Annotated in this window: 11 protein-coding genes; 7 read left to right on the top strand and 4 right to left on the bottom strand. The window is 46.9% G+C overall.

The window, feature by feature from the left end:
* Positions 1-26: 26 nt before the first annotated feature.
* Positions 27-893, bottom strand: coding sequence for a helix-turn-helix domain-containing protein (locus tag AC6ESO_RS27455; protein ID WP_497094184.1), 867 nt, complete (start codon positions 891-893; stop codon positions 27-29).
* Positions 894-1,033: 140 nt separating this feature from the next.
* Between AC6ESO_RS27455 and AC6ESO_RS27450 the strand changes: the two genes are divergently transcribed.
* The 4 genes from AC6ESO_RS27450 to AC6ESO_RS27435 all read left to right on the top strand — a co-directional run bounded on the left by AC6ESO_RS27450 (position 1,034) and on the right by AC6ESO_RS27435 (position 3,738).
* On the top strand, positions 1,034-1,870 hold the full coding sequence (locus AC6ESO_RS27450; RefSeq protein WP_497094183.1) for a phytanoyl-CoA dioxygenase family protein: 837 nt from the start codon (positions 1,034-1,036) through the stop codon (positions 1,868-1,870).
* A gap of 165 nt (positions 1,871-2,035) precedes the next feature.
* Positions 2,036-2,491, top strand: coding sequence for a response regulator (locus AC6ESO_RS27445; protein WP_497094182.1), 456 nt, complete (start codon positions 2,036-2,038; stop codon positions 2,489-2,491).
* Positions 2,492-2,541: 50 nt separating this feature from the next.
* Entirely contained in the window at positions 2,542-2,844 is a 303-nt protein-coding gene (locus AC6ESO_RS27440) for a hypothetical protein (RefSeq protein WP_497094181.1), read from the top strand.
* Positions 2,845-3,051: 207 nt separating this feature from the next.
* On the top strand, positions 3,052-3,738 hold the full coding sequence (locus AC6ESO_RS27435; protein WP_497094180.1) for a hypothetical protein: 687 nt from the start codon (positions 3,052-3,054) through the stop codon (positions 3,736-3,738).
* Between the two features lie 319 nt (positions 3,739-4,057).
* Here AC6ESO_RS27435 and AC6ESO_RS27430 read toward each other — a convergent pair whose 3' ends face one another.
* Genes AC6ESO_RS27430 through AC6ESO_RS27420 form a run of 3 tightly spaced genes read right to left on the bottom strand, consistent with a single transcriptional unit; the run spans position 4,058 to position 7,688 of the window.
* Entirely contained in the window at positions 4,058-5,155 is a 1,098-nt protein-coding gene (locus AC6ESO_RS27430) for a Ger(x)C family spore germination protein (protein ID WP_497094179.1), read from the bottom strand.
* On the bottom strand, positions 5,152-6,252 hold the full coding sequence (locus tag AC6ESO_RS27425) for a GerAB/ArcD/ProY family transporter (RefSeq protein WP_497094178.1): 1,101 nt from the start codon (positions 6,250-6,252) through the stop codon (positions 5,152-5,154). Before AC6ESO_RS27425 ends, AC6ESO_RS27430 begins: the two co-directional genes overlap by 4 nt.
* Positions 6,249-7,688: a spore germination protein gene (locus AC6ESO_RS27420; protein WP_497094177.1), complete on the bottom strand. Its 1,440-nt coding sequence runs from the start codon at positions 7,686-7,688 to the stop codon at positions 6,249-6,251. Before AC6ESO_RS27420 ends, AC6ESO_RS27425 begins: the two co-directional genes overlap by 4 nt.
* Before the next feature lie 154 nt (positions 7,689-7,842).
* On the opposite strand from AC6ESO_RS27420, the gene AC6ESO_RS27415 reads away from it, so the two are divergent.
* The 3 genes from AC6ESO_RS27415 to AC6ESO_RS27405 all read left to right on the top strand — a co-directional run bounded on the left by AC6ESO_RS27415 (position 7,843) and on the right by AC6ESO_RS27405 (position 12,872).
* Positions 7,843-9,435 (top strand): ATP-binding protein, encoded by a 1,593-nt coding sequence (locus AC6ESO_RS27415; protein WP_497094176.1) that lies wholly within the window; start codon positions 7,843-7,845, stop codon positions 9,433-9,435.
* Between the two features lie 165 nt (positions 9,436-9,600).
* A complete protein-coding gene (locus AC6ESO_RS27410) occupies positions 9,601-11,148 on the top strand; it encodes a response regulator (protein ID WP_497094175.1) in 1,548 nt (515 codons plus the stop codon).
* Entirely contained in the window at positions 11,145-12,872 is a 1,728-nt protein-coding gene (locus tag AC6ESO_RS27405) for a sensor histidine kinase (RefSeq protein WP_497094174.1), read from the top strand. The genes AC6ESO_RS27410 and AC6ESO_RS27405 overlap by 4 nt, the downstream gene beginning before the upstream one ends.
* The last annotated feature ends 30 nt before the right edge of the window (positions 12,873-12,902 follow it).

The following is a 12,902-nucleotide window of genomic DNA, read 5'->3' as shown; positions in this document are numbered from 1 at the left end:
GAGCCCTCATATGAGGGCTCCTTGTTTCAAATCAATCGACTCTGCTTTCGATAATCCGTTGGAGAGACGCCGACGATCTGGCGGAACAGCTTGGTGAAGGCGTGAACGGAAGAAAAACCGTATCGTTCGGCGATCACCGTGACGGAATCGTTCGTACCGCTAAGATCGTTCCGGGCTTTATCGAGGCGCCGCCGGTTCCAATACCGCTTCGGCGTAAAGCCGGTGTGGGTGCTGAATAACGCATGGAAGTGGCCGCGGCTCAGACCGAGCGTCTCTGCCCACAGGTCGATATCGCCGTATTCTCCCCCGGCATTCATGTCCATGTATGCCTTAATCTTTGCGATACGCGGATCGGTTGCATCGTTCTTGCGCCGTGCGAGCTGATAGAGCTGATGAAGCAGCAATTGAAAATGGCCGTTAATGGCGAGACTCTCCGGGTAATTCTCGTGATGGAGTACGTTGTAATCGGTGGATACGGCTTCAAACAGTCCTTTCCAGTAGCCGTGCGCGTCCACGGTGAGACATTCGGGAATGCCCATGTCAAGCGGCTCATCAAGCATCTCGGGATCGTGTTTCTCAGCACTCAGGCACAGAAGGTCTCCGGTAACCATAGCCAGCGGCTTTGGCCGATACGACCATTCGAAGAACACGCACAGGAACGCAAAAGGAGGGCTGTCCGGATCGACTTCCCACGTATGCGAAATACCCGGCTTTAATGAGAACAGCGTGCCGGCCGGCAACCGGATACATGTGCCATCCTCGTAAAGCACGCGGGCACTGCCGGATTCGATAAAATAAAGGGAAGGGACGTAACAGATCCGGTAAGCAAACCTAGTTTCCGGCCGTATCGGTACCCGAATGGCGAATCGTACAAAAGGATAAATAGATGTCATTTCATTCATCCTGTTCAACTTTTATTTGTAATAAATCGTACAAACGGATCAATATCATACTTCTAGCTAAAGACGGAAAGTCCTCTTTCAGACATAATGAATCCAAGGAAGCGATTTCAATTCTAGGAGGGCAAATAAGAATGCCGGATACGAATTTCATCCCAACGCAGGAAGATGTAGATTTCTTCAAGACAAATGGATATTGGATCTCGCCGAAGATCATTGATGATGAGCGATTGGAGAGACTGCGCGATAGAATGGAGCGGGTGTATCAGGGGGAATTCGAAACCGGAACTGCGCCGGATGCCGTCTGGCGCCGCGAGACAAGTCGTCCCAACTCCCTTCGCAAGACCGACAATGCGAGCTTGGCCGACTTGACGATCCGTGCGTTAGCCCATGACTCGCAAATCGGACAAATTGCCGCAGCTCTGAAAGGAACGAATACGATTCGTTTCTGGGAGGATCAACTGTTGCTTAAACCGGCGCAATCCAGCGGAAACGCGGCGAACGTCGGCTGGCATCAGGATTATCATTACTGGGGCTGTTTTCAAAACCCGGAAACGATGATCACCGCATGGGTAGCTTACGATGATGTTGACGAGGAGAACGGCTGCATGCAAATGGTGCCGGGCAGCCACTATTGGGGGATTTTGAACGGAAACGACTTTTACGAGCAAAACATGCAAAAGCAGCTGCAGGATATGGCACCGGAAGGGCAAATCGCTCGAACCGTACCTATTATCATGAAAGCAGGTCAAATAAGCTTCCATCATAGTTTAACGATTCATGGAAGCGGTCCTAATGTATCCGACCGGGTACGCCGTTCGTCGGCACTTCATTATCTTACGGCAGAGACGCGCTATCGGGCGGGATTCGCCGATGAATACTCGGAAATCAAGAAATTCATCGCTGCCGGCGGAGTAGACGGAGACATCGTGCAAGGGGAGATGTTCCCGGTCGTTTATAGTAAAGCTTAGGCAGCAATCCAGGATAGAATTTGCCTCCGTCCAATCGGGGGCATTTTTATCTTCCTTTCTATAGCTTTGAAGCTATATCATATGACGATTTATATATTATACATGCTTGCTTTTACTCCCTATAATTAGTTCCAATCTGAGACTAGAGCTAAGAGGGGAATAGATATGAGCAGTACATTTTCCGAAAATAGAGTATTCGATGTTATAAGGCAAGCTCGCATCTTAGTCGTTGACGATAACGAGATTAGTTATATGCATGCTAAAACCATCCTCATGGAGATGGAAATGACGATTGATCCGGCGAAAAGTGAAGCTGAGGCCATAGAAATGGCTCTTCAGAAGCGCTATGATGCCATTCTGTTGGATTTGGACATGCCCGCCTTGGACGCGGGGACTGCTGCTAATCAATTACGACAACTGGATAACGGAAGACGAGTCCCTATTATCGCGATGACAACGAATCCAATAAGAGGAAAAGATAAACAGACGGAGAATATGGAGATGGATGCTTATCTATCGAAACCAATCGAGCCCATTAGGCTATTATGTGTGCTGCGGCGGGTGATTTTAAGCTCGAATTATCATCACTCGTATCATTCGGACGGGATTTTTGATCTATAGTTGATCGAGCGATATCGATTGAATACTACTCATGGGGGCAGTTGGTCAGGGTGCTTATTAACTGGTATATCCATTTACAAACAGGGGATTTGTGCAAAGTGATTTCCGCCACTAACCACATTTACAACGGGGAGATCGCAGTATTTAAAGGCGTGGAGTATTACTTTCAGTTGCCTTGCTATGTGTTTGAAAACGCTAAGTCGGACAAAATTATCGTTTCAAGTGGAAATGGCTTTGAAGTGCTGCCCTACAAAGGTAGTTTGCTGTTCTTGATTGACTTGGCATTGGATTTAAAAGATGAGAAATGGGTCGAGGAATTAGTTTATAAATTACAATATGAATCACAGCTTTAAAGGCACTGTCCCATAGGGACGGTGCTTTTTTCAATGATGGACACCGAAGGGTATTACGGACGAAAATACATACCTTCTAGGCTATAACATATAACGATTTAAGTATTATACAGGACTGAGCTTCATCACTATACTTAGGTAAAATCTTAAGACAGTCAGTCTCCATCACATCAGAGAAGCACTACACAGATAGAGGAGCAGATCACAATGCGCAGCTTGTTTAAGGCGGAAGACAAGGTATCCCGGTACAAGGTTGTTTTTGACCGGCCTCCACAGCAAGTGCCGGATGACAACATCGTCGATGGTCCGATCATCGGGAATGGAGAAGTGCGCGTCGTTGTCAGCGGCGAGCCGGAGCGACAGCGATTCTGGGTATCCCGCAACGATTTGCTGAAGTCGAAACGAATGATTCTCTCCGGAAGTGCTTGTTTGGTGGGTGGTGTGGATGACATCGAGTTATGGGCGCAATCCTGTCATGAATCGAATACGCAGCAAGGACTGGCAAACCGAGTCGACTGGGTTTCCCGGCAATATTCGGGTTGGGATCCGAATGGGTCTACTCAAGGCTGCCTAGCGGTACATGCTTTGACGGATACAGGCAATGCATTCATTCTACGGGAGAGGCGTCCTGCGATGATTGTCCTTTCCGCGCGCACCAACCATGATTCGGAGGATTGTTTGAACGAAGCGATTAGGTATGTGTCGAGAGCAAGCCAAGCATCTATCGCTTCTGCTCGAGAGGTGCACAATCAATGGTGGAGTGCGTTTTGGGAGAAATCCGCGACGGATATCGAGGACGTGCAGTTGGATCGACTTTGGTATGGATCCCATTACACAGCCGCTCAATTCGAGCACCTTCGTGCTTCCGGTGCGTTTCTTGTTTCCGGCGAATAGGCTCATGGAGAAATCCTTAATTGCCCTGAACTTGCGCTAAAAAAATGCTAACGAATCGCAGCGGCCTTATTTGATGTTTTATGCGTATATTGGAGCCGATTACTTCAATATAAGACCTCTGCGATTCGTTAGATTATCGAAGAGCCGAATTCATGCCCAATAAGGCCTCCTTGATTCGTTAGAATCAAGTAGACCGACCAGACCGAACCGAAATCCGATCGACAACAGCTGCAAAAGGATATGGCAGAGAATCGCAAGCGAGAAGGGGAAGAAGAACGAAAATAAGTCTGCAGCTTCATCAGCCGCAGACTTATTTTCGTTATCCCAGAACGCCGGTGTTCAGAATCTTAACCTTCACGTTCGGCTTAATGGTAAACTTCGGATACTGTTCTCGAAAATTCACCTCTTTATACAGGTTCGGATGATAGGCTGCCAGCTCGTGACTAATCTGAAAGTAATCGCAATTCGCCTTTTGCAATGTGGCAATGATGGCAGCTGCCTTCGAGGTGAGATCCGCGGCGATTGCTTTCTCCAGATCTGCGAGCATCTTGTTTGTATGTTTCTTGTCGTTAAATCCATCTTCGGCTAATGTGACGTCGAGCTTGAGCGAGATGTCAATCTCGCGAATGTCTTTCTCATTGTGAATCACATGGAGATCGTGCTTAATGTCCTGAACGAAAACCGTATAGACCTTACCTTCGATATGTCCGATGAGCGGCTGGTTTTTGCCCTTTGCTTCATGCATGAGGCAAGCTAATAGCGTTTCCTCGTTATTCAGATTAACCCCGGTATACTTCCCATCGCGAAACAGGGCGGTACCTGCAATACGTGCCTCGTCCCCGCTCGGTTCAAACAGGTTCAGAACGAAATCGTTTAAGAACCCCTCTCCTCCAAGGATATAGCGAAGCAGTTTGTTGGAAGGGATTCTTCCACGTTTCAGTTCACTGTCCAATAAGCCAACCAAATATTCCGGTACGGTCTGTTCTTTGATTTTCTTCTTCGACAACAACTTTGACAGGTCGCCGTTATACACCGCTAAATAGGCATATAACGGATTGGTTATAAATTGGCCGGTGGCATTCAAATAGTCAAGCGGTCGATCTTTGGCAAAGCGGGACGTGATGAGATAGAGCCTGGTCTCCTGTACAGTTAGGACACCTGGCATTTTGTGGTTGGTTTGTGTTACCGCGTCATAGAGGCTGTCGCCTGTAGAACTGACATAGATGCCGGATGGTTTGCCTCCTCCAAGATTGGCTTCCTTAAGCTTCGCAATAATAAAGCTCACATCGAGTTTTTTGCTATCCCCTACGTAATCGACTCCGACAACATCGACGAACAGCTGCTTCTTCAGCTGCACCTGATCCCAGCATCCCGTAAGCAGCAGGCAGATCATCAGTGCCGCAATCCCTTTCTTCATAGTTTGCTCCTCCCAACGCCCCGCAGCCCGGAAATAATGAGCAGAATGACGGGCAAAGCGACGACCATGATGACGGACAGTTGGTCTTGTATCGTTGCGAGCTGGCTAATAGCACTGCTTCTCTTCAAGAAAAAGCTGCCGATGAAACAGGCGCCGGTTATAACCAAGATCCAAACCTTCTGTTTGCCCAAGCCCCGTCCGCGAAGATGCATAAACGCTTTCGCCGCCATGAAGAAATATACATACACCGTATCCGAAACCATACACAAATAGAAGATCAGAAACAAGATATCTATGCTTTGCAAAATCTCAATCCGGTAGTTCTTGAGGATAAAAACGATCGGTTCGGGAATGAGCGTGAGCTGCTTTAAGCTGAACATCGTGGAGCAGATCAGGGAGACGGCAACATAATACAGGATTGTGCATGCGTTCGCGAGCGTCATCGTTAGAAGCAGCCTCTTCTTGCTCTTCGTCTTTACGTACGGGTAAGCGTAAAGTAACAGATCATAGCCGACATAGGCGGTGAATGCGGTGTACACGCCTTTCATAATCGGAGACCAGCCGCTGGGCAGAACGGGGAACAGGTTTCTTACGTCCATCCCGTAGAGCCCGCTAAAACCAATGAGCAGAAGACCTATGACAGGAATGATCATGAAAGATTGAGTGAGATTCGCCAGCCTCAGCAGCGAGGAAGTCGCCGCATAACCGGTGACGATCAGCAGCATCAGGACCAGCACCCACTTCGGCGTGAGTATAAACAGCCAGCGACTTAAAATCTCGACATAAAGCATGATCAGCAAATAGCCGGAAAGCGTGTAGTAGCATCCATATATCAGATTGACGCAAGCTCCAAGCGGTCTGCCGATAATGGAAGACGAATAAGCAAAGAAATTCCGCTTCGGATATCGGCTGCCGAGCCACCAAATCAGTATAATGCCGATCTGTGCAGTTAGTCCGGATAATAATACAGCTAACCAAGTATCATGCCCGGCAATGCTTGCTTCCACATGCGGCAAGGACAGCACTTCAAGCCCGATCTGGGTCATAAAGATGAGCGTGAACAGCTGTCTTCCGCTGATGGCTTCTTCTTTCATCATCGTTTCCATCCCCTTGGATTCCGCAACCTGACCGGGTTACCCGGCGCCGTATCTGCAGGCCTTTTGCGTAAATTCCAAATCGGCGCTCGAATCAATGTATCTTTGGCATCGCCAAAGGAGAACGGAGGCGTATAGTAAGGGTGGCCCATCGTTCCCAAGTGACAGAGGTGGATACAAATCAAGAAGAAGAAGAAGGCGAGCCCAAACAAGCCGAACTGCGCAGATATGAGCAGTGCCGGATAACTCAGCAGACGCATCGCGCTGCTCATTTCGTACGACGGTACGATAAAGGAGGCCAAGCCTGTTAAAGCTGCAACGATGACCATCGTATTGGAGACAAGATTGGATTGCACGACAACGGTCCCGATCACGATACCGCCAACGACGCCGATGGTTTGGCCGACGGGACTGGCCAAGCGAATCGTCGCCTCTCGTAATATTTCGAGCAAGAGCATCATGGCAAGCGCCTCGAATGCCGGAGGGAAGGCAACGTATTGCAGCGAGCTCTGCAGCGTATTGACGAAATTAATCGGCAGCAGCTGCGAATTAAAGGCACTGACTGATACATAAAAGCCAGGCAAACCAATGGCAATAAAGAAGCAGCAAATGCGCAATAGTCGAAAGATGGAGCCCAGTAACCAGCCAATTTGATAATCGTCCGCGCTTTGGAAGAACGACCAGAACGTTACCGGCAGAATAATCGTATCCGGTGAACCGGAGGCTGCGATAACTGCTTTGCCTTCCATGAGATATGCCCGTGCGCGGTCAGGCCGTTCCGTAATGAGCAGTTGAGGAAATACGCTGTACTTCGTATCCCGGACCAGCTCATCGAGGAATCCCGGCACTTCGACATAGTCGATGTCAATGCTTTGAAGTCTTCTGTCCAGCTCTTCTATAATCGCAGGTTTCGCAATGGATTTGATGTACATAACGGCTACTTTTGTCTGCGAAATCCGTCCCAGCGTATAGGTTTTGACGATAAAGTCCGTAGAGTTGATCAGCTTGCGCATGAGGTTCAGATTCGTATCTAAATTCTCAATGAAAGCTTCGTTCGCGCCGCGAAGAACCCGCTCATTGGTCGGAATATTGATGGAGCGCTCCTTCTTGAGATCCGCGCCGAGCAGATAAAGCTTGTCCTCTCCATTACGCTGCATCACGGTTTTACCATATATGATCGCTTGAACCGCATCCTCGAATTGCTCGGTTTCGGCATAATCGAGAATGGACACGACATCCTGAATCTTATCCTGTGGACGGAGGAGCAACGGTTTCAGTATAAATTCTTGAACGACGCCGGAATCAATTAACGTATCGAAATAAAACAACCGAAACTCCGATTTCCCGACGAACAACCGCTTTGATTGAAAGTCGCTTTGTTCGGCGAAGAGCTGCTTGAGATAGTTCTCGGTTTCTTCAACGGATGGGCTTAGCTTCACGAATTCCCCTCCTCACGCATCTTTTTTTCATAATTTCACCTACAAGTGGTAAAAGTATGCAATCGACAGGATTTGCGAAAGGGTATTTCGCCCTGTTTATCGAATTAACTCGTAATAGGGAAAAATTAACAACGGGCGCAAGGGTGACATGAATATGGCGAACAGCATTCTGTTTAAGATATTGCTTCCTGTTCTACTCGGCATTATTTCGTTTTCATCCATCTATTTAGAGCGGACGGACTACCCCCTGTTCATGATTGCTGCGGGTATTGCCGTGTTCCTATCCATTAATCTCATGCGGAATTCTACGAAGCAAATCTACATCCAATTGGCATGCTTAATTGTTTTTCATTGGTTGAGCGAGCTGAATTGGTGCTTGACTCTCTATGTGATCGAACTCATCCGACTTCTAACACGCAGTGAAAATATGAAAAGGAGTTACTTCCATGCGCTTCTGTTGATGGGCTTATATAGTCTGGTACGCTACACGTATTCGGAAATCAATGATTACTCCGTGTTAGTTACGTTATCTGACATTGCAAGCTCATTAGTGCTCGTGGCCATGGTTTGGATCATAAAAAGCAAACAAAAGGAAAAAGAGGAGCTGCAGAAAAAGAACGATGAGCTATTGCGAAGGGATGTTCTTACCGGGCTGCTTAATTACCATGAATTTCGCAATGCATTAAACCGAATGAAAGAGAACGGCGAATATTGCTTAATCATTATGAACTGTCAGGATTTGAGAGTCGTCAACATCCAGCACGGGTTTGAGAAAGCCAACAATGGGCTGAAGGATATTGCGGGGCAGTTAACCGTACATTTCGGTGCTTCGTGCGTATCCCGTTACGGCGGGAGTGAATTCGCAATCGCGATGGAGTTTGCCAATCGACAAGCAGCTGAAGATTACGTGAAGCATGTAATCGAAACGATAATCGAACATTCAACCCACTTAGATATCATTTACGCGTATGCTTTTTCGAATGGACGTTCGACGAACGAAACGATAGAGGATGTAGAAGATCAGCTGTTTCTTCAGAAGAAAGAGGCTTGGTTGAAAAGAGATGAACACTTTTTCCGTTCGGACAAGTTAAAGGTGATTGGCGAGCTGGCGGCGGGAATGGCCCACGAAATTCGTAACCCTCTGACAACGATAAAAGGGTTTCTGCAGCTGGCTTATCAGCACGGCTATAAGGATATCGATAAATACCACCCGATGATTATGGATGAAATCACGAGGGTTAGCGAGCTGACATCGGAGTTTCTGCAATTCTCCAAACCCAATCTCTCCCAAATGAAAACCGAATCGATCCGCTCCTGTATGGAAAGGGCGCTATCCATCATGGGAACGGAAATCGAGAGAGAGGGGCATGACCTCAGTGTCGATTATCCCGAACCTCCCTTATATGTGTTGATAGACAAAGATAAAATCGTGCAGGTACTCGTTAATTTGTTCAAAAACGCAATTGACGCGATGGACGATATCGGGAAGATCGGCGTTAAGATTTACGGAAGAGACAACGGCGTATTCATCGAATTGTCCGACACGGGAAAAGGGATGTCCGCAGATACAAGAGCAAAGCTGTTTGAACCATTCTATACGACAAAAGCCCACGGGACGGGGCTTGGTTTGTCCATATCGCATAAGATTGTCCAAGATCATGGCGGACGAATGGAAGTGGCGGAGACGAGCGCAGCGGGGACGGTATTTGCCATCATGCTGCCGGCCGCTTCGATTGAAACCGAATAATCGATACCAAAGTAACAGCTTCCGGTCATACCTGGAAGCTGTTACTTTGGTTTGTAAGCGATAGAATGTTTTCCAATCTAGAATAGAGGTAAACGGCAAGTATTGTCGTATTTTCAGATATGAAAGTTCGCAAGCTCTCACCTTCAAGCAAAGGCGGTCAAACATATGCTTCGCATGATGATTGTAGATGACGATCAATTTGAGCGAGATGGCGTTAAATTTCTTATTGAAGAATATGGACTGGATCTGGAAGTTTACGAAGCGAAGAGCGGGGAGCAAGCGCTGGCGTTCCTAACAGAGAATCCTATAGACATCTTGCTTACCGACATTAGGATGCATGAAATGGACGGGCTGCAGCTGGCGGAGAAAATCCGCGAGTTGAACCTGCCGATTAAAGTGATCTTTCTAAGCGCTTATGGGGAGTTTGAATATGCGCAGAAGGCCATTGATCTTAAAGCGAATAAGTACATTCTTAAACCGGTGCAGATCAGCGGTTTTCTGAAAGAGATATCGAAAGTGATGCAGCTCTGCGAGGAAGAGCGCAGGCTGTCGGAGCATCAAGAGCGTATTCTGGAGGTTCAGTCCAATGGCATGCGTTATGAAAGACAACGGTTGATTTCGAATTTGCTTAGATCTGACTCTGCCGAAGTTGGAGACTTATCGCTCATTAAGCTGGATGGAAGCAGTCAGCTGCGATTGATTCTAATCGACTCGAATACTCGAGTCTTTGACTTGCCTGATACGGAAGATTTTGAGAGAAGCCTGGCAGAGTTCCTGCCGCCGGCTTATGATGTCGTGCAGCTGAATGAATTTCAATGCTTGGTTTTTATTTCGGCGATCATGCCCGCAGATGAATCGAAGAATCATCTACTTGAGATCGGACAGCAAATCAGAAACCATATTAAAGCTCGGTTTAAGCAGGATGTTTTCATCATATTCAGCGGTGCAGTTGATGGCTTCGAACAGCTCCGCAGCGAATATAACCAGATGGAATCCATATTGGAAAACAAGTTTTTTCTGGCGCCGGGCAGCATCCAATTTACAAGTCATGCGTCGATTGAACGGGATACCATTATTGAGTTCTCCGACCAGATGCTCGAAGATATGACTGGTCATATCGGCCGGCAGGAGTTTACCGCGCTTCGGATGAAATTCGAACAATTTATTGAGGCGATGCAGTCAGGCGGGCATTTCTCAGCCGTCTACGTGAAATACATTTGTTCGGAGATTATGAAGAAGATTTATGATCTGGGCACGAAGAAATCGATTGCCGAGTTCCAAGAGAAGCTGGAGCAAATTTATCGGACGCCGCAACTCAATGAATTGAAAGCAATCGTAGACTCCTTTATCGATCAACAGGAGCAGCAGCATGTCCCTCCTGTAGACAACGTACGGAAGGTCATCGAGAATGTGATAGGCATTATCGAACAAGAGTATCACACCGATATTGCGCTTGAAGATTTAGCGGAGCGCGTGTTTTTGAATCCGAGTTACCTGAGTCATCTATTTAAAAAACATAAAGGGGTCAGCATTATCAAATACGTGACCGAGCATCGTCTCGAGGTAGCGAGTGACCTGATTAAGGATACGAACCGGAAGATGATTGAAATCAGCCAACAAGTAGGATACCCGAATTTCCCTTATTTCTGCACGTTGTTTAAAAACTATTATGGCGTAACGCCATCCCAATTTAGAGAGAGGTTAGGCTCATGAGCAACTATATATACCGCTCATTCAATAAATTGAGGTTTAAGCAAAAACTGTTTATGTCGTACCTGATCGTGATCTTAATACCGATCTCGATATTAGGGTTCTATTCTTACCATCAAAGCCGTTCGCTGCTCAATGACCAATCGATGGAAAGCATCAACAAGAACGTAAGCACCATCGCAGACAGCATCAACTATAAATTTGATCGCTACAATATGATGGTCAACCATATCATGTTCAACAATGTCATTCAGAAGATTCTGGAGAACAAGTATTATGAATTATCCAATCTCCGATCCGATTTAATCAACTACTTTAACCCGTACATCAATATGATTATGGCGCTGAACAAGGAGATTGAGCAGATTACGATTTATTCCGGAAATAAGATTCCGGAGTATGGCAACTACATCAGCTCGATTGAGAGGGTCAAAGATAAGGCTTGGTATCCGAAGGTAATGGAGCAGTCGAAGCCCCTGTGGCAGCTGGAGGGTAAGAGCTTGTACGTCGTCTCCAGATTCAACCAATTCGCCAATCATACTCAGGACAGTGTCGTGTACATGAAGGTGGCCAGCCAGGATCTGCAAGACAATTTGAAAGATTTAACGAACGACTTTGGCGTATTGCTTACGGACGCCAAGGAAAACGTACTATTCTACGACTATCATTCCATCTCGGATAAGGAAATAAGCACGGCGTCGATCCTCAAACAATCCGGGGAAATTGTGGACATCGACGGCATGAAGATGATCATGATCAAGAAGAAAATCCCGCAAATGGAGTGGGTTCTGCACGTATTCGTACCGGTGGAGGCCGTGACGAAGAAAGCCAACTCTATTCTTAACGCGACACTAATTGTCATTCTTGTTTGTTTAATCCTGCTCTTGTTTATCATTTATATGTTCTCGAATACGATGATTAAGCGAATTCTCATCCTCAATGGATTGATGAAGCGTGTGGAGATGGGAGATTTAGAGGTCGTGGTGAAGAATAACTACGGCGACGAAATCGGAGAGCTGACGAGCCGGTTTGGCCTTATGCTGCGCCAAATCCGGGAGCTCATTCAGGAGGCTTATAATAATAAGCTAATTCAGAAGGAAGCGGAATTAAAGGCGCTGCAGTACCAGATGAATCCGCATTTCTTATATAACACGCTCTCGTTTATCAATTGGAAGGCGATTCGAAGCAAATCGCACGAGATCAGCCATATGGTGACAACGCTCTCTACGTTCTACCGAACAGCACTGAATAAAGGCGATAAGCTCATCTCCATTCGCGACGAAATCACCAATATCAAGTCGTACATCGAAATCTTACAAGTGATGTACAACAATCGGTTCGATGTTCAATATGACATTGATGAAGAAGTGCATGCCTTCGAGATGATCAATTTGATCCTGCAGCCGCTCGCGGAGAATGCCATTATGCATGGCTTGAACAAGAGAAAATCGAGCGATGGTGGGCTGCTGCAGGTTGGTGCAAGACTGGGGAATGGGATTATTGTATTGACGGTAACCGATAATGGCCAGGGAATGTCGGAAGAGAAGAGGGAGCAGGTGTTTTCCATTCAGTCCGGCGGCTATGGGCTGCGAAATGTGAATGACCGGTTAAAGATGTTCTTCGGAGCAGAATATGGATTGTCGATCGAAAGCACAGAAGGACAAGGCACAACGATGATGGTTACGATTCCCATGTATCGAAGCGAGGCACCCGAATTGTTAGCTTAGTTTGAAGAAGCCTGTTCTCTATGGAGAGCA

The organism is Paenibacillus rhizoryzae, from assembly GCF_059686995.1.
The sequence above is the reverse complement of the archived record's forward strand: the minus strand, read 5'-3'. Positions and strand labels throughout refer to the sequence as shown.

Excerpts from the sequence above, each read along its gene's own strand:
- AC6ESO_RS27455 (WP_497094184.1), bottom strand. The coding sequence starts at position 893 with ATGACATCTATTTATCCTTTTGTACGATTCGCCATTCGGGTACCGATA.
- AC6ESO_RS27450 (WP_497094183.1), top strand. The coding sequence starts at position 1,034 with ATGCCGGATACGAATTTCATCCCAACGCAGGAAGATGTAGATTTCTTC.
- AC6ESO_RS27445 (WP_497094182.1), top strand. The coding sequence starts at position 2,036 with ATGAGCAGTACATTTTCCGAAAATAGAGTATTCGATGTTATAAGGCAA.
- AC6ESO_RS27435 (WP_497094180.1), top strand. The coding sequence starts at position 3,052 with ATGCGCAGCTTGTTTAAGGCGGAAGACAAGGTATCCCGGTACAAGGTT.
- AC6ESO_RS27430 (WP_497094179.1), bottom strand. The coding sequence starts at position 5,155 with ATGAAGAAAGGGATTGCGGCACTGATGATCTGCCTGCTGCTTACGGGA.
- AC6ESO_RS27425 (WP_497094178.1), bottom strand. The coding sequence starts at position 6,252 with ATGATGAAAGAAGAAGCCATCAGCGGAAGACAGCTGTTCACGCTCATC.
- AC6ESO_RS27415 (WP_497094176.1), top strand. The coding sequence starts at position 7,843 with ATGGCGAACAGCATTCTGTTTAAGATATTGCTTCCTGTTCTACTCGGC.
- AC6ESO_RS27410 (WP_497094175.1), top strand. The coding sequence starts at position 9,601 with ATGCTTCGCATGATGATTGTAGATGACGATCAATTTGAGCGAGATGGC.
- AC6ESO_RS27405 (WP_497094174.1), top strand. The coding sequence starts at position 11,145 with ATGAGCAACTATATATACCGCTCATTCAATAAATTGAGGTTTAAGCAA.